Here is a 16535-nt window from a genome sequence, read left to right on the forward strand (position 1 = left end):
ACCGATGCGTTTGCCCGGACACATCCACCCACGGCCGGTCAGTGGCGTGTACCGCTGGCCGGCGGAAGCGAAGCTGGCCGGCGCAATGCTGATTCTGTTGGGCACTGTGGTCCAGCCCCGCTTGACCCTGTTCTGGTTCGGGCCGGTGTGGCTGGTTTTGGCCTGGGCCTGGTGGAAGAGTCGGCTGCCGTTGGGCTTCGTGCTGGGGCGTTTGCTGTGGTTGTCGCCCTTCGTGCTGGGTGTGTTGGTGACGGGGATGTGGCGGCCGACAGGGGGACCTCCGTGGTGGGTGCTGGCGGGCAAGGCGGTGACGAGTTTGGTGACCGTGATTCTTCTGGCCAACACCACGCCGTTTGGGGAAATGTTGCGCCTGGCCCGGCGGTTGCGTGTGCCGGTCCTGTTGGTGAGCACCCTGGCGTTGATGCACCGATATTTGTTCGTGTTGCTGGAGGAGATGGAACGGATGCGGCGCGCGCGGGCCAGTCGGACGTTCCGGCCGGTGCGGCGTCGGGTGTGGGAGATCCAGGCCTCGGTGGTGGGGCATTTGTTTGTGCGGGCGCTGGCGCGGGCCGGCCGCATTTACCAGGCGATGCTGGCGCGAGGGTGGTCATGACTGCAGCCGTCGAGGTTCGGGATCTGTGCTACCGTTACCATGACGGGACGGAAGCCTTGTGGGGTGTGAGTTTTCGGGTGGAGGTGGGGGAGTGCGTGGGTTTGTTGGGGCCGAATGGATCGGGCAAATCGACACTGCTGCTCCACTTGAACGGCATCCTGCCCGAGGAGGGGCCGGCCAACGGACAGGTGCGAATCCTGGGCAGGCCGGTTCAGCCGGCGCATTTGCCCTGGATTCGGCAGCAGGTGGGGTTGTTGTTTCAGGATCCGGACGATCAGCTGTTTTGTGCCACGGTGGCGGAAGATGTGGCATTTGGTCCGCGCCAACTTGGCCTGCCCGAGTCGGAAGTACGCGCGCGCGTGGAACGGTCGCTTGCCGCGGTGGGGCTGGCGGGGCTGGGGGACCGCGCGACGCATCATCTGAGTCACGGAGAGAAACGACGGGCGTGTCTGGCCGGTCTGCTCGCATGTGAGCCTTCCATCCTGGTGCTGGACGAGCCGACCAGCGGATTGGATCCGCGGGGGCGGCGGGAATTGAAGGCCTTGTTGCGTCGGTTGCCCGGCACGAAGCTCATCGCCACGCACGACCTGGAGCTGGCGGTGGAGTTGTGTCCGCGCTGCTTGATTCTGGATCAAGGTCGCCTGGTGGCCGACGGGGCGACCTTGGAGTTGTTGAACGACGAGGCGTTCATGCTGGCCCACGGCCTGGAGCGGCCGCACATTCTGCAACACGTTCATCCCCATCCCAACCATGTTTGAAATGCCCCGGTTGTCCGCGCGTTCCAAGCCCGCCCGGTACAGGGCACTGGCGGAAGCCTTGCGAAGTTTGCTGGCGGGGGAACGCGATTTTCTGGCCAACGCCGCCAACACCGCGGCGCTGCTCTACCATGGTTTGCCCCGGCTCAACTGGGTGGGGTTTTATCGGTGGTTGGACGGTGAGTTGGTGCTGGGCCCGTTTCAGGGCAAACCCGCCTGTACGCGGATCCGACCCGGTCAGGGCGTGTGCGGCACGGCCGTAGCGCGCCGTGCCACCATTGTGGTGCCGGATGTGACGGCCTTTCCCGGGCACATCGCCTGCGACCCGGCTTCGCGGTCGGAAATCGTCATCCCGCTGATTGTGGGAGACCGTTTGTTGGGGGTCTGGGACATGGACAGTCCCGAACCGGGGCGCTTCGATGCCGAAGATCAGGCGGGACTGGAGTGCCTGCTGGAAATTCTGTTGGCGAACAGCGCATGGGAGGGCGCTCCGGCGCCCCGGGGGCGGTCGAGAGCCCGGGCTCGTCGCACGGACCGCGACCGGGTGGAACGATGAAACGGGTACTCGAACCGGAGCTGATGACCGAGAGGGCGCAGGCCCGAGCATACGCGGAGGCCGACTTTCCCGAGCCGCACAGCCGCTACGTCGCTTTGTTGCTGGAAAAGTTCCCCGATCTGCCGCCCCGGGGCCGTGCCCTGGACCTGGGATGCGGCCCCGGGGATGTCACGCGACGTTTTGCGCGGGCGTGCCCCGGGTACGAGATTGTGGCCGTGGACGGCTCGCCGGCGATGCTCCGCGAGGCTCGCCGGTTGACGCAACCCTGGCCCGATCTGCGGGCGCGGATTCGCTACCGGTTGGGTCGTTTGCCGGGAGCACGATTGCCCCGGGGGCCGTATGACGTCATCCTGGCTACCAGCTTCCTGCATCATCTGGCGGATCCGATGGTGTTGTGGAACGCCGTACGACAATACGGAGGCACCGGCACGGTGGTGATGGTGGCGGATTTGCGGCGGCCGCGCACCGTTCAAGAAGCCCGCCGGCTCACGGAACGGTACGCGGCCGGGGCACCGGAGGTCTTGCGGCGCGACTTTTACCGCTCGCTACTGGCGGCGTTTACGCCGGCGGAAGTAAGCGCCCAATTGCGTGCGGCCGGGCTGGGCGGTTTCACGGTCGAAGTCATCAGCGATCGTCATCTGTTCGTCAGCGGTCGGTTGAACGAATAGCCGGTGTGTCTCCCAAAGCGGCCGTTCAGGGAAACCGGCCGGGCCGGGGGGCTCACCTCACCGGAGTTCGATCCGAGGCATGTGTGCCCGTTTGGGCCCGTCCCTGCGAGGTCCGGGGCGTGGCCTCGGGCCGATTGCCCCCGCGGGGGTGCTTCGAGTGAACGGCCCTTCCTGGCGTTGCTAGCAGGCCGGTCTGCGGACGGCATTGCCTTGGACCGGGTGCCCCGCGTAGTGGAAAAGGCGCGATGCAGTGGTCGGAGACATGGCTGTCGGTTGCTCCCCGAGTGCGCCCGCCGCTGGACCCCGGCTTTCGTCCGATGGCGCTGGCATACCGAAAGTTTCTCGAAGCGGCGAGCGAAACGCCCGGGGCCCGTCCCGTCACCCTGGCGTTGGAACAGTTGGACGGCCTCGTCTCGCATCATCGGATGTGGATGTTTCCGGCGGACGATCCGCGGGCATCCGCGAACTTCCCCGTGCTGGAGCGGGTGGTGAAAACGCTGCTCTGGTCGCGGGGTGGCTGGCGACTTCACATTGACGGCCCGCCGGAACTGGTGGCGGCCTTGCAGCGGCACTACCGGGAATCCCCGACCGGCCGGTTCGACGAAGAGACGGTGGCGCGGCGCATGTTCGATCATCCCCTGGAAATCGTGGCCACCTGCCATCCGCCGCCCGAGCGTGCATCGAGCCTGCGGCTGGGTCGTCACTGGGAGGGCTGTCGCATCGGGTTCGACCTGGGCGGCAGCGATCGCAAGGTGGCTGCAGTGAAGGACGGCGAGGTCCTTTTCAGCGAGGAGACCCCGTGGGATCCGTATTTTCAGAAGGATCCGCAGTACCACTACGAGGGTATCATGGACTCGCTGCGTCGGGCTGCCGCGCACCTGCCGCGGGTGGACGCCATCGGAGGCAGCGCCGCGGGGGTGTACGTGAACAATCGCGTGAAAGTGGCCTCGCTGTTTCGAGGGGTTCCCCCGGAGCTGTTCGAGCGGCGGGTGAAGGATTTGTTCCTTGAGGTGCAGCGGGCCTGGGGCGGCGTACCCATGGTGGTCATGAACGACGGAGAGGTCACGGCCCTGGCCGGGTCGATGCTCTTGGGGTGCACGAGCGTGTTGGGAATCGCCCTGGGGACCAGCACTGCGGGTGGCTGGGTGAACCGGGAGGGCAACCTCACTTCATGGATCAACGAGCTGGCGTTTGTCCCGGTGGATCTCCAGCCCCAGGCCCCCCGCGACGAATGGTCGGGCGACTGCGGCGTGGGCGCGCAGTACTTTTCGCAGCAGGCGGTGGGCCGATTGTTGGAGCCGGCGGGAATCGAGGTTCCGGCCGCGATGTCGTTGCCGGAAAAACTCCGGCATGTCCAGGCCCTCCTGGCAGGCGGGGACGAACGGGCACGGCGCATTTACGAAACGCTGGGAGCGTATCTGGGTTACCAGCTGGCGTATCTGGCCGAGTTTTATCCCATGGAACACGTGCTGGTGCTGGGCCGCGTGACCAGCGGGCCGGGCGGCCAGGTCATGGTGGAACATGCCCGGCAGGTCCTGCACGTCGAGTTCCCGGCCCTGGCGACGCGATTGTCCCTCCACTTACCGGAGGAACGGTTCAAACGACACGGGCAGGCCATCGCCGCGGCGAGCCTGCCGGAAATTCAGCCCCTGACGGAGATCCCATGAGCACGCCGTATCACGAATGGATTCGAGACCTGGAAGGCTGGTGGCAACGGGGCGCGCAACTGCCCTGCGGCGGATTTACCCCCTGCGCGCGGCCGCCCTTGGCACCCGACGCGCCGTGCGTACTGTACTTCGCCCCTCACCCGGACGACGAGAGCATCATCGGAGCACTGGCCCTGCGGCTCTTCCGGGAGGCGGGCGTGCGCATTGTGAACGTCGCGGTGACGTTGGGACGAAAGAAGGAACGTCGCCAGGCCCGGCTCGCGGAGTTGCGCCAGGCCTGTGCGTTCCTGGGGTACGAACTGGAGCTGAGCGCGCCGGACGGGTTCGAGGAGGTGCACGTCGGCACCCGTCAGCATGAGCCGACCCGCTGGCAGAGCATGGTGGATCGGATGGCACAACTCCTGGACCGCTACCACCCGGTGGCGGTCTTTTTCCCCCATGACCGCGACTGGAACTCCACCCATGTGGGCACCCATTACCTGATCGTGGATGCGTTGGGCCGCATGGGACCCGGCTTTGGCTGCCGCGTGTTCGAGACGGAGTTTTGGGGGGCCATGGAGGATCCGAATCTCATGGTGGAGATCGCGCCCTCCCTGTTGGCGGACCTCATCGCCGCCACCACCTTTCACGTCGGTGAGGTCCAGCGGAATCCCTATCATCTGACCCTGCCGGCCTGGATGATGGACAACGTGCGGCGCGGGGCGGAACTGGTCGGAGGGCAGGGAGCCGCAGCGCCCTCTTTTCTGTTCGCCCAATTGTTTCGGTTTCGTTTGTGGCGCGGCGGCCGGTGGGAACCTGCGCCGTGGACGGAAAAGCTGTTGCCTGCGACGGTTTCAGCCGCCAAGTTGCTCGCCTGAACCGGAACTGAGAGCAGGACAACTGCCTCGAGGCGCCTTGCGGAGCGAGCCCGGGGCGCACGGATGTTTTCGCCGGAAGATTCATGGCCCGACTCCGATGTCATTTTCTGCCGGCCGCAGAGCCGGAATCACGGCGGCTGTTGCTGATGATGCACGGCCTGGGCGACAGTCACGAGGGATACCTCTGGCTGCCCTCAGCGTTGCAACTGCCGTGGCTGCATTACGCACTGCCCGATGCTCCGGACCCCTATTACGGGGGATACTCATGGTTCGACATCTTCGGGGATCCCGTCCCCGGGGTGCGTCGCAGTTATGCGTGGTTGGCCGAGCTGCTGGACGAGTTGCAGCAGCGGGGCTGGCCCGCGGACCAAATGGTCGTGGGTGGATTTTCCCAGGGCGGGTTGATGGCCCTGGAGGTGGCGCTGCGTTATCCGCACCGATTCGCCGGAGTGATTTGCATCAGCGGCGCGGTGTGCGATCCGGAAGGACTTCTGCGCGAGCAATCGCCGGTGGCGCGTCAGCAACGGATTCTGGCCACCCATGGTCGGTACGACGATGTGCTGCCCATCGAAACCACCCGCCGTCAGATCCGCCGGCTTCAACAGGGGGGCATCCCGATCGAATGGGTGGAATTCGAAAAGGCTCACACCATTGCGGGGGAAACGGAGCTGGCGCTGCTCCGGAGGTTCATCCAGTCGTGTTGCGGGGAGGCGGGAGTCGGTGCGCCCGGCCGGACGGGCGGCGATCCTTCCACCGAACCGGCGCGTGATTGAACGTGATTCGAGCCCGAGTGCGCGGGGTTGCCGGCATGGCGCGATCGCCCGAAGGCCCCGTGGTGAGGGGCGCGGCGGCCGGTTGCATCCCCGGGGCTGGTGGCGTCGGCCAAGCCGGCCCGCGAAGGCGTGATTCGGCCTGATGCTTGGCTGCGGCGCCACCGCTCGGCAGACGATCCGCCGTGCTCGCTTCATAAAAAATCGGGCAGGTGGGAGGGGGCGCGGGATTCTGGTGAGACGGATCCACGGGTCGGGCGCTACGTGAGCCCGTGCGGTGGGTTTTCGAATTGCCCGCGGAGGCGCGTTTCTCGGAGAGCACCCCCGGCCCGTACTCAACACCTGCTCACCACGAAACCGGGATGCTCAGTTTTTTACCCAGGCGATTGCGGTAGTACACATGTCCGTGCGCGCGTCCGTACTCGTGTAGCATGCGGGTCAGTTTCACGTCATAGCAGCAGTATTCGGCGATTTCGAGCAACCGACCCTGTTTGTACCATTCGAGGGCCTGCAATCCTTCCGCGGTTTTTTCCAGTCCGAAGGTGGCCGAGACGAGAGCATCCAGGGAAAGACGATGCTGGAGTTTGTCCTGCAGACTCACCAGCAGGTCGAGGGTGGGCAACTGACGCAGATCCAGCGGCGTGTAACCGTGCAGCACTTCGTAGTCGAACCGCAGGATGTTAAACCCGACCACCAGATCGGCCCGCTGGAGGTCCCGGATCAGCTCGTCCACGTCGGCCTCGGTGTAGATGCGGTATTCGCCCCGGGCGGTGCTGTAGGTGACGCCGATGCTCATGCCCATGCGACTGATGTGGTGCCAGCCGCCGACTTCGCCCGCGGACTTTTGCGTTTCGAGGTCGAAATAGACGATGTTGCTCACGGTTGGAGGATGAAAAACCGCCGGGCGCCGTGCAGGCAAGCATGGAGCGCACCTTCTGGAGGCGCGAAGAGCGGTGCGCGGGGTTCGTCGGGAGGGCGTCATACGACCCGGACCATGGCGCGAACTTGCCAAAGGGCCGCGGTTGTGAAACCCTTGCGCGCAAGCCGCCCGGAGCGAAGGAGCGCGCCGGCGGTGCGTTGTCTATGGGCCATGTGAAATTGCACATACCGGGTCCGGTGGAGGTCAGCGAACGGACCTTCCGGGCGTTTTGCCAGCCGATGATCGGGCATCGCGGGCAGGGTTTCAAAGACCTGTACGCCCGTCTGCAGCCCAAACTGCAGCAGTTGCTGTACACCAGGCGGCCGGTCTACCTGTCCACCTCGAGCGCGTGGGGGGTGATGGAGGCGGCCATCCGGAATCTGGTGAAGCGCAAGGTGCTCACCTGCATGTGCGGGGCCTTTTCGGATAAGTGGTACGACGTGGCGCTGCGCTGCGGCAAGGAGGCCGAACCCCTGCAGGTGCCGTGGGGCTCCCCCATCCGCGCCGAGGCGGTGGATGCGAAGCTGGCCACGGGCCGGTTCGACGCCCTCACCGTGATCCACAACGAGACCAGCACCGGCGTCATGAGCCCGATCGAGGAAATCGCGGCGCTGAAACGCAAGTACCCGGACGTGATGTTCATCGTGGACACGGTCAGCTCCATGTCGGCGGTGAAGCTGCCCTTCGACGAGCTCGGCATCGATGTGATGCTGGCGGGCACGCAGAAGGCCTTTGCCCTGCCACCGGGCATGACCGTGTTTGTGTGCTCGGAGGCCGCCCTGCAGCGGGCCGCCACCGTCCCGGATCGCGGCTACTACTTTGACTTCCTGGAATTCCAGAAAAACGCCGAACAGAACATGACCCCCAGCACGCCCAGCATCGCCCACGTGTATGCACTGGACGCGAAGCTGGACGAGATCCTTGCCGAGGGGCTGGAAGCCAGGTTCGAGCGGCACCGCCGAACCAACCAGATGGTGCGTGATTGGGCTGCCCGGCACGGTTTCACCTTGTTCCCCGAGCCGGGGTTCGAGTCCCGGACCCTCACCTGCGTGAACAACGGGGCCAAGCCGGGCGGCCGCGTGGTGGATGTGCCCCGGCTGCAGCAGTTGGTGAAGGAGCGCGGATTCTTGATCGACGGGGGTTACGGCAAGATCAAGGGCAAGACCTTCCGGATCTCCAACATGGGCGACGAGACCGAGGCAACCATGGCCGAGCTTCTGGCGGCGATGGACGAGGCCATGAAGCTGCTCTGAACCGCGCCTCCTCAGCGGGCATCCAGGCAGCGGCGTACGGCTTCCAGGAGTTCATGCGGGTTGGCCGGCTTGGGCACGAACGTCTGGCCGGCGGCCAGGTTGAGTTCGCGTCCTGCCATTTCCGCGCTGTAGCCGCTGGTGAAAAGGACCCGGAGGCCGGGATTGTCGCGGCGGAGGCGCGCCGCAAGTTCGTGCCCGTTGATCCCCCCGGGCATTACGACGTCCGTCAAGAGCAGCCGAATCTCCGGGGATTGGGCCCGCCAGATTTCCATGGCTTCCGCTGCGTCGCAGGCCGCCAGGACGCGATAGCCGGCTGATTCCAGGATGGCCCGCATCAACGTGCGAACGGATTCATCGTCTTCGACCAGGAGGATGGTTTCGGTGCCGCCGGGCGGCCGGGTTCGAGTTTGTGCCTCGCCCGCCGCCGCCTCTGTGGAGTGAAGGGGCAGCCAAACCTCGAAGGTGCTTCCTTCGCCCACCACGCTGCGCACGGTCACGGTGCCGCGGTGCTGTTTGGCGACGCCGAAAACCGTGGAAAGGCCCAAACCGGTGCCTTTGCCGGGCTCTTTGGTGGTGAAGAACGGTTCGAAGATTCGCTCCAGGTGCTCGGCCGGAATGCCCACCCCGGTGTCACTGACGCGCAGCAAGGCATAGGGGCCGGGAACAAGATCGGCGGGAGCTTCGGGGTGCCCGGGCTCGAGACGCACCAGATCCGTCTCCAGGATCAGCACGCCGCCCTGGGGCATGGCATCGCGCGCGTTGACCACCAGGTTCATGACGACCTGGTCCAGCATGCCGGGGTCGGCTCGCACGATGAGGGGGCGGGGGTGGAGTCGAAGTTGGAGTTGGATGTCTTCGCCGATGATGCGTTGGACCATTTTGACGAGGCTGGTGAGCAGCTCGTTGAGATCCAACTCGCGCGTTTGCATGATTTGCTTGCGACTGAACATGAGCAGCTGGCGGGTCAGGGTGGCCGCCCGCTCGGCCGCGGACCGGATTTGGTGAAGGCCATCGCGCACGTCCGCCGGCAGGGTCTCCTCCATGCTGAGCAGCTCGGTCTGCATCAGGATGACGGCGAGAACGTTGTTGAAGTCGTGGGCGACGCCGCCCGCCAGGCGCCCGATGGCCTCGAGCTTCTGAGCCTGGCGCAGTTGTTCTTCCAGTTGGCGCAGTTCGGTCACGTCGCGGGCATTCACGACGATCCCGCCTCCAGGGGCCAGGTCGGACACGAACCGCCCCACCGCCTCCAAGTGATGCCAGGTACCGCTTTGATGCCGAATGCGAAAACTCACCGCCACCGGGAGTCCGTCCTTCCGGGTGACGGCCCGTTCCAGGGCTTCCCGGACCGCGGGCAAATCCTCCGGGTGAACAAACTGCAGCGCCGACTGGCCCACGAGCGCAACGGGATCGTAGCCCAACAGACGCGTCACGGAAGGACTGCCGTAATGGATCGTTCCCCGAGCATCCACCACGGCGATCAGATCGGTGGCATTCTCGATGAGCTTGCGGAACCGCTCTTCGCTTTGACGCAGTTGGGCCACGGCTTCCTGGCGCTGCCGCTCCCGCTCCAGATTCTCCAGCGCCAGCGCCAAATCCGCCGTCAGTTCCTGGAACAACCGCTGCATGTCGGCGTCGAAAAACCCGGGTTGATCGGCAAACAGTGCCAACACGGCAACGATGCCGCCCGCGGTGACGACGGGGAAACATCCCACCGAGCGAAGGCCGAACCGGAGCACTTCTTCCCGGCACGGGGCCATCTCCGGTGCGGTTTGCAGGTCGCTGCAGATCGCCGGTGCCAGAGTGGTCCAGGCTCGCTCCACGAAAGCGCAACATTGATTGGAACCTGAACCGAGGATGCGGCAAAGCTCGGGTGCGTCCGGGTGAGTGGCGGCCCTGGCCAGTTCCTGCCACTGACCGGTTTCAGGGACGCGCCGGCCCAGCCAGGCCAGGGCCAGGCCGCCCGTTTCCACGGCAATTCGGCAGGTGCCCTGAAAGAGGACCGCCGGATCCCGCTCGCGCACGATCAGTTGATTGATCTCGCTGAGCAGCGCATACGTGCGGGTCAGGCGGGCGATGCGTTCCTCGGCGGCTTTGCGTTCGGAGATGTCGAGAATGCTGCCCCGGATGACGGTCCGCCCGTCGAATTCCAGTCGCAGGAGCCGCACCTCGCAAGGGATGTCGCGGCCTTCGGCGTTGCGATGCACCCATTCGAACGCGGGCGTCTCGCCCGCCAGCGCGGCGGCGATGAATTGGTGGGCTTTCCGGTCGGAGGGTTGTCCGTCCGGTTGCACCGGCGGGCTCAGCTCCACCGGGCCGTGGCGCAACAGCTCCCGGGCCGGCATTCCGAACAGACGCTCCGCTGCGGGATTGGCCATCACGAATCGGCCGGCGGCCACGTCCAACAACACGATGGCCTCGGGGGCAAACTGGATGAGCCGCCGGAACTGCTCCTCACTGCGCCGGACCGACTCTTCCAGTCGTTTCAGCTCCGTGATGTCCAGGGACGTGCCCGCGATGCGGACGGCTCGGCCCGTTTCGTCTCGCAGCACCTCCACTCGTGCTTGAATCGTCCGCACGGGCCCGCGGTCCGGGTGGGTGCGGTACTCGATCAAAAACGGAGCCCGCGCCTGAGTAATCCGCTGGTGGACCGCTCGCAGGCGTGCCTGGTCGTCTGGATGCACCAGTTCCAGGAATTCCTCGAAACTCGGAGCCGGCTTGTCCGGGTCGTAGGAATGGAGCCGGGCCATCTCGGCCGACCACTCGGCACGGCCCTCGATCAAATCCAGCTCCCAACTCCCGAGCCGGGCCCGGGCCTGGGCGGCCGCCAGCCTGGCCTCGCTTTGGCGAAGCGCGTCCAAGGTCTGGTGATGTTCCATGACCAGGCTGGCCAGATGGGCCCAACGCTCCAGGGTGCGAAACTCCTCCTCGGTGGGTCCCCGGGGCTGCCGATAGTACACCGCAAAGGTCCCGAGCACCCGACCCCGGGAATCGCGAATGGGAAAGGACCAGCACGCGGCCAACTGGTGGGTGGCCGCCAGCTCTTGATAGCCGGCCCAGAGGGGGCTGGTGGCGATGTTTTCCACGATCACCGGTTCATTCCGGTGGGCTGCGGTTCCGCAGGAGCCCACGCAGGGGCCGATCTGCACGCCATCGATGGCGCTGGAGTAGGCTGCGGGCAGGGAAGGAGCGGCTGCGGTATAGAGCCTGCGCCGGTCCAGCCGCAGCACCGAACACAATGCGCCCGGGTGAAGCCTTTCGTAAGCCAGGCACAGGCGGGTCAACCATTCCTCCAGAGGGAGGGCGGCGGCATGCTGTTCCAGCAACTGCCGTTCGGCTTCGCGGTGGCGTTGCCAGCTCCGCTCCGCCGTTTGATCGCGAAACACCAGGACCACTCCGAGGACCCGGCCGGCCGCGTCGCGAATCGGGGCCCCGGCGTCGCTGATGGGGATCTCGCGGCCGTCGCGCGAGCGCAGCACGGTGTGGTTGGCCAGCCCCACGACCACGCCTTCCCGCAGGACGCGCGTTACGGGCGATTCCACCGGCTGGCCGGTCTCCTCGTGAACGATGCGAAAGACTTCCTCGATGGGTCGGCCGTGGGCTTCTTCGGCCGACCAACCGGTCAGACGCTCGGCCACCGCGTTCATGAAATCCACCCGGCCATGCGCGTCCGTGGTCAGAACGGCGTCCCCGATGCTCTGGAGGATCGTCTGGAAACGCGCCTCGGTCTCGGGGACCGTGGCCGTGGAACCAACTGGTTCCGACAAAAACCGCACCAGCCGGCTGCCGTCGGGCAGGGGCACGACGCTGAGCCACCAAACCGTCTCCGTACCGTCGGGGCGACGCAAGCGAAGCCGCGACGGCGGGGTTTGGCCGTGTGCCGGGACCGGCATTCCCGGCGACGGTTCCGGAACGGCTGGGGAGAAGTCGCAGAGGTGCTCCAACCTGCGCCCCAGCACGGCCTCTTTGTTCAGTCCCGTAAGGGCACAAAAGGCCGCGTTTGCGTCGCGCACGCGGCCTCCGGCGTCCAGAAGCACCAAGGGGTGGGGGAACAAGTCAAACCCATGCGAGTCCGCGGCGGGGCGTTCCGGCCGCTGCGGATCAGGGTCCTGAGAATGCGCAAGATCGACATTAAAAGTCATTGCATTGTCTCACCGTTCGCTCCGCGGCTGCACCAGGAGTGACGCGAGAGCATTTGTGGAGATCGGTCCGTCTACTGTTCTGTCGCGTCGGGGCAACGACGTCTTCGGGCGAATGTTCCGGAAGACGACGACGACCTCCTTCCACACAACGGCCGGCGCTTCGAAGCGTTCTCCGCTCGGCACAAACCGGTTGGGCGGGTTTGTGGGGCGCTCGGACGGGCTGAGGCGCTCGGCAGTGCACATGCCACTGGCACGCTCAATCTGACACGGGTTGGGACGCTGTCAACCGGCGCCGTGGCGACCCTCAGTTCCCCAAACGGCGCGGTGGCGCTGGGTCAGGTGCAGAACGGTTGCGGGTCGAGGGGACCGCGCCGGCCGATCCGGGTAAAATACCGGCCATCTCCAAGACCGCCGCCGGCTTCGCGTACGGGGCCCGGGGACAAGCCCGCCCCACCCGTGTTCGGGGTGCGATGGCACTCCGGAGGCCTGGAGACCTCGTTCGTCCCACTGGAAACGGGCGCCAGAGAGCCTCCTCCTCCCGAATCCCGATTGGGGAGAACGCCGCCCTGGTGCTCTGGAAAAGCGCGATCCCGGCCGGCACCCCGGGGCCGGGGAAAAACGGTGACCACGCCAAGAATGGTTGGCAGAGGCGCAAAAAAAGTGTTGGCCTGCCCCGCCCGGGTCGGCACTCTGCAGGCACGTTCTTGTTTATGCAAAGGCAACATTCTATGCGCGCGCTGACAACAGTTCTGATGCTGTTCGGGGGCGGTTTGCTTTCCGCATGGGCCAGCGAAGCGGAACTGCGGCTGCCCAGTTTGCGTGAGGTCCATTTCCCCGGCCTGGGCGATGCCAGTGGGTATGCGCTGATGTTGTTGGGCATCGGGGTCTGCGCCGTCGGGGCTCTGTTCGGGCTGGTGCAATACCTGCAGACGAAGGCCCTGCCCGTGCACGAGGCCATGCGGAATGTCTCCACGTTGATCTGGGAGACGTGCAAGAGTTACCTGATCCAGCAGGGCAAGTTCCTCGCCCTGCTGTGGGCGCTGATCGGGATTTGCATCATTTATTACTTCGGTTCGCTGCGTCACATGCCGGCCGGCAGCGTGGTGGTGATTCTGCTGTCGTCGGTCCTCGGCATTTTGGGCAGTTACGGAGTGGCCTGGTTCGGCATGCGCATCAACACACAGGCCAACAGCCGGTCGGCCTTTGCGGCGTTGCGCGGGTTGCCGTGGCCGCCGCTGGCGATTCCGATGCGCTCGGGCATGAGCGTGGGTTTGTTGCTGATCAGCGTGGAGCTCTTCTTCATGATCTGCATCCTGATCTTCCTGCCGCCGGAGCTGACCGGTCCGTGCTTTATCGGGTTCGCCATCGGCGAGTCGCTGGGTGCCTCGGCCCTGCGCATTTGCGGCGGCATCTTCACCAAGATCGCCGACATCGGGTCGGACCTGATGAAGATCGTCTTCAAGCTGCCGGAGGATGACCCGAAGAACCCCGGGGTGATTGCGGACTGCACCGGGGACAACGCGGGCGATTCGGTGGGCCCGACAGCGGACGGGTTCGAGACGTACGGGGTGACCGGGGTGGCGCTGATTTCGTTCCTGGCGTTGACCCTGGGGGCGGAGGGACTCACCGGGGCCATTTGCGCCAAGCTGATCACGTGGATCTTCGTGATGCGGATCATGATGATCGTGACCTCGCTGGTCGCCTACGGGGTCAACCAGGCCATTTTCGGCGCCAAGTACGGTACGGCCCGCGACTTCCACCCGGAAAAACCGCTCACCTGGCTGGTGTGGCTGACTTCGGGCATTTCCATGGTGCTCACGTTCGTGGTGAGTTATTTGATGCTGGGCGATTTCAAGGATGTCCACGGGCGGCCGCAGCCGGATCTGTGGTGGGTGTTGTCCATCATCATCTCCTGCGGCACGGCCGCGGGCGCCCTGATCCCCGAATTCACCAAGGTCTTCACCAGCACCAACGCCCGGCACACGCAGGAAATTGTCACCGCGTCCCGACAGGGTGGCTCGTCGCTGAACATCCTCTCCGGGTTCGTGGCCGGGAATTTCTCGGCTTTCTGGGAGGGACTGCTGATGCTGTTCCTGATGTTGATTGCAGCCGTGATGGCCGGGCACGAAGCCTTGCAAGCCATCATGCCGGAAGGGGTCGGATTTGCCGCGCCGATTTTCGCGTTCGGCCTGGTCGCCTTCGGGTTCCTCGGAATGGGCCCGGTGACCATTGCCGTGGACAGCTTTGGTCCGGTGTCGGACAACGCGCAATCGGTCTATGAATTGAGCCAGATCGAGTCGGTCCCCAACGTGGAACAGGACATCCAGAGCAAGTTCGGTTTCAAGCCCGACTTCAAGGCGGCCAAGCACAACCTGGAGAAGAACGACGGGGCCGGCAACACGTTCAAGGCCACGGCCAAGCCGGTGTTGATCGGTACGGCCGTGGTGGGGGCGACGACGATGATCTTTGGGATCATCCTTCTGCTGGACAAGGAGTTCGGCGACGTCATCAGCAAGCTGTCGCTGGTGCAGCCGGAGATCGTTCTCGGCTTCCTGATGGGCGGGGCGGTGATCTACTGGTTTACCGGCGCTTCGACCCAGGCGGTGGTCACCGGCGCCTACCGCGCCGTGGTGTACATCAAGGAGAACCTCGACCTCACGGCCAAGGCCGCCTCCATCGAGGACAGCAAGGAAGTGGTCCGGATCTGCACCGTGTACGCGCAAAAGGGCATGATCAACATTTTCGTGGCCATTTTCTGCCTGTCCCTCGCACTGGCCTTCTTCAACGCCTACTTCTTCATCGGATACCTGATCTCGATCGCGTTCTTCGGGCTGTTCCAGGCGATCTTCATGGCCAATGCGGGTGGGGCGTGGGACAACGCCAAGAAGATCGTGGAAGTGGACCTGCGGCAGAAGGGCACGGATCTGCATGCCGCGACCGTCGTGGGTGACACGGTGGGAGATCCGTTCAAGGACACCAGCTCCGTCTCGATGAACCCCATCATCAAGTTCACCACGCTGTTCGGGCTGTTGGCGGTGGAAATTGCGGTGGCCATGCAGAAACAGGGTCAGACCGGCCTCAAGACCGGCATTGCGGTGGTTCTGCTCCTGATCGCGCTCACCTTCGTGTACCGGTCGTTCTACGGCATGCGCATCCCGGAGGAGAAGTAGGCAGAGCCTTCAGGTTCCGGCTGCCCGAGTCTTGAACCCGGCCGGGTCGAAGGGCCCGGCCGGTCGCTTTTTCGGATGACTCTTGGGCGATGTAACCGGGCACGGGTTTTGGGCACTTCCGGGTGGCTCTGCGTTTCCAATCATTTCCGGTCACGGGCGCGAGCTTCCTTCAAGGGCCCAGTTCGTTGGTGAGGACTTCTCAGAGGCTGATTCGGGGTGTGCAGCCGGCCTCTCCGGAGTTTGACCTCGATTCCGGGGGAGGCGTTGCTGGCTGCAACAACGGGGGAAGGGTCGGATCCCTACCTGTTGCCGTCGGGCCGATGGCCGGGAGGGAACCCCTCCCGACCCCAACCAACCAGTGCGGCGGATGCAGAAGGTTGCGGCTCCACGGTGAGGCGAACTTGTGTGCGCGTACGGGGGCCGGGCGCCGTGACTCGCGTTGCGTTCAGGGACGCGGGAGAAGTCGGCAGCCGCTCATCTCCACCACATTGCCCCGGAGACCCTTGACGCGTCCCTCCACCGTCGCCGTGTCCCCGAGGCGCAACAGCGGGCGACGCTGACCGGATGCATCCGCGACCATGAGCACCGTGCCTCCCTGGGCCACGTAGGCGCCCCGGATTCCCTGGGGCGGCTCCACGACGGCACGAACGCGGACGGCGGGTTGATCGGTCTCGAGCAACACCTGGTAATTCCGGGTCAGCCATGGCTTTTCAAAACCGACCACACGCCCGATGACTTGCAGGTTTCGGTTCTGCAGGCGGGCAGCAGCAGTGGCGGGATCGCGCAGGAAATATTCGGCCAGCAGAGGAGCGGAGATGCGGCCGTCTTCGGGAAGGGGCGGCAGGTTGGCGGCACCCGGGGGAGGCGAGGACTTCGCCGCCTCGCCGCTGGCACCTGCACCGGGGAGTAGCGCGCGCGTGGCGCCGGTTGTGGCACTCGGGCGGTCGGGGATGTCAGGGGTCAGCTTCGCCCGCAATCGCGCCAATTCCTCTTCTTTGCGCAGAAGCTCCTCATACCGTGCGCGGGGGATGGTGACCGTTTCGTCCGTGCCTGCTCGGAGTGCGGCAGCGATCAGGCAAACGGCGAGCAACACGAGCGCCGCGGGCCGGCATCCTGGATGTCTCATGGGCTCCGAATACACATAGCCGGGCCGGGGTGTCAAATCCCG

Annotated in this window: 12 protein-coding genes; 9 read left to right on the forward strand and 3 right to left on the reverse strand. The window is 65.3% G+C overall.

The features are described from left to right. Nucleotides 1-4: 4 nt before the first annotated feature. From ACPDIT_RS08090 to ACPDIT_RS08120, 7 genes are all read left to right on the forward strand, one after another. Complete coding sequence (locus ACPDIT_RS08090; protein WP_423442693.1) at nt 5-613, forward strand: energy-coupling factor transporter transmembrane component T family protein; 609 nt, start codon at nt 5-7, stop codon at nt 611-613. Further along, nucleotides 610-1371, forward strand: coding sequence for an energy-coupling factor ABC transporter ATP-binding protein (locus tag ACPDIT_RS08095; protein WP_423442694.1), 762 nt, complete (start codon nt 610-612; stop codon nt 1369-1371). The genes ACPDIT_RS08090 and ACPDIT_RS08095 overlap by 4 nt, the downstream gene beginning before the upstream one ends. After that, complete coding sequence (locus ACPDIT_RS08100) at nt 1364-1924, forward strand: GAF domain-containing protein (RefSeq protein ID WP_423442695.1); 561 nt, start codon at nt 1364-1366, stop codon at nt 1922-1924. Before ACPDIT_RS08095 ends, ACPDIT_RS08100 begins: the two co-directional genes overlap by 8 nt. Continuing rightward, nucleotides 1921-2592: a class I SAM-dependent methyltransferase gene (locus ACPDIT_RS08105; RefSeq protein WP_423442696.1), complete on the forward strand. Its 672-nt coding sequence runs from the start codon at nt 1921-1923 to the stop codon at nt 2590-2592. The genes ACPDIT_RS08100 and ACPDIT_RS08105 overlap by 4 nt, the downstream gene beginning before the upstream one ends. A gap of 317 nt (nt 2593-2909) precedes the next feature. Beyond that, on the forward strand, nt 2910-4259 hold the full coding sequence (locus tag ACPDIT_RS08110) for an ROK family protein (RefSeq protein WP_423442697.1): 1350 nt from the start codon (nt 2910-2912) through the stop codon (nt 4257-4259). Next, a complete protein-coding gene (locus ACPDIT_RS08115; RefSeq protein WP_423442698.1) occupies nt 4256-5116 on the forward strand; it encodes a PIG-L deacetylase family protein in 861 nt (286 codons plus the stop codon). Before ACPDIT_RS08110 ends, ACPDIT_RS08115 begins: the two co-directional genes overlap by 4 nt. An 83-nt stretch (nt 5117-5199) precedes the next feature. Continuing rightward, nucleotides 5200-5889, forward strand: coding sequence for an alpha/beta hydrolase (locus ACPDIT_RS08120; protein WP_423442699.1), 690 nt, complete (start codon nt 5200-5202; stop codon nt 5887-5889). Between the two features lie 343 nt (nt 5890-6232). On the opposite strand, the gene ACPDIT_RS08125 is transcribed toward ACPDIT_RS08120, so the two are convergent. Next, nucleotides 6233-6766, reverse strand: a complete 534-nt coding sequence (locus tag ACPDIT_RS08125; protein ID WP_423442700.1) for a ribonuclease H-like domain-containing protein — start codon at nt 6764-6766, stop codon at nt 6233-6235. Between the two features lie 203 nt (nt 6767-6969). Between ACPDIT_RS08125 and ACPDIT_RS08130 the strand changes: the two genes are divergently transcribed. Next, nucleotides 6970-8058 (forward strand): pyridoxal-phosphate-dependent aminotransferase family protein, encoded by a 1089-nt coding sequence (locus ACPDIT_RS08130; protein ID WP_423442701.1) that lies wholly within the window; start codon nt 6970-6972, stop codon nt 8056-8058. Between the two features lie 11 nt (nt 8059-8069). On the opposite strand, the gene ACPDIT_RS08135 is transcribed toward ACPDIT_RS08130, so the two are convergent. Next, nucleotides 8070-12197, reverse strand: coding sequence for a PAS domain S-box protein (locus tag ACPDIT_RS08135; protein ID WP_423442702.1), 4128 nt, complete (start codon nt 12195-12197; stop codon nt 8070-8072). A gap of 728 nt (nt 12198-12925) precedes the next feature. Between ACPDIT_RS08135 and ACPDIT_RS08140 the strand changes: the two genes are divergently transcribed. After that, nucleotides 12926-15367 (forward strand): sodium-translocating pyrophosphatase, encoded by a 2442-nt coding sequence (locus tag ACPDIT_RS08140; protein ID WP_423442703.1) that lies wholly within the window; start codon nt 12926-12928, stop codon nt 15365-15367. Nucleotides 15368-15812: 445 nt separating this feature from the next. On the opposite strand, the gene ACPDIT_RS08145 is transcribed toward ACPDIT_RS08140, so the two are convergent. Then, a complete protein-coding gene (locus tag ACPDIT_RS08145) occupies nt 15813-16493 on the reverse strand; it encodes a hypothetical protein (RefSeq protein ID WP_423442704.1) in 681 nt (226 codons plus the stop codon). Nucleotides 16494-16535: the final 42 nt, after the last annotated feature.

It is taken from the genome of Limisphaera sp. VF-2, assembly GCF_049537125.1.
In the GTDB taxonomy this organism is placed as follows: domain Bacteria; phylum Verrucomicrobiota; class Verrucomicrobiia; order Limisphaerales; family Limisphaeraceae; genus Limisphaera.

Excerpts from the sequence above, each read along its gene's own strand:
- ACPDIT_RS08090 (WP_423442693.1), top strand. The coding sequence starts at position 5 with ATGCGTTTGCCCGGACACATCCACCCACGGCCGGTCAGTGGCGTGTAC.
- ACPDIT_RS08095 (WP_423442694.1), top strand. The coding sequence starts at position 610 with ATGACTGCAGCCGTCGAGGTTCGGGATCTGTGCTACCGTTACCATGAC.
- ACPDIT_RS08100 (WP_423442695.1), top strand. The coding sequence starts at position 1,364 with ATGTTTGAAATGCCCCGGTTGTCCGCGCGTTCCAAGCCCGCCCGGTAC.
- ACPDIT_RS08105 (WP_423442696.1), top strand. The coding sequence starts at position 1,921 with ATGAAACGGGTACTCGAACCGGAGCTGATGACCGAGAGGGCGCAGGCC.
- ACPDIT_RS08110 (WP_423442697.1), top strand. The coding sequence starts at position 2,910 with ATGGCGCTGGCATACCGAAAGTTTCTCGAAGCGGCGAGCGAAACGCCC.
- ACPDIT_RS08115 (WP_423442698.1), top strand. The coding sequence starts at position 4,256 with ATGAGCACGCCGTATCACGAATGGATTCGAGACCTGGAAGGCTGGTGG.
- ACPDIT_RS08120 (WP_423442699.1), top strand. The coding sequence starts at position 5,200 with ATGGCCCGACTCCGATGTCATTTTCTGCCGGCCGCAGAGCCGGAATCA.
- ACPDIT_RS08130 (WP_423442701.1), top strand. The coding sequence starts at position 6,970 with ATGGGCCATGTGAAATTGCACATACCGGGTCCGGTGGAGGTCAGCGAA.
- ACPDIT_RS08135 (WP_423442702.1), bottom strand. The coding sequence starts at position 12,197 with ATGACTTTTAATGTCGATCTTGCGCATTCTCAGGACCCTGATCCGCAG.
- ACPDIT_RS08140 (WP_423442703.1), top strand. The coding sequence starts at position 12,926 with ATGCGCGCGCTGACAACAGTTCTGATGCTGTTCGGGGGCGGTTTGCTT.
- ACPDIT_RS08145 (WP_423442704.1), bottom strand. The coding sequence starts at position 16,493 with ATGAGACATCCAGGATGCCGGCCCGCGGCGCTCGTGTTGCTCGCCGTT.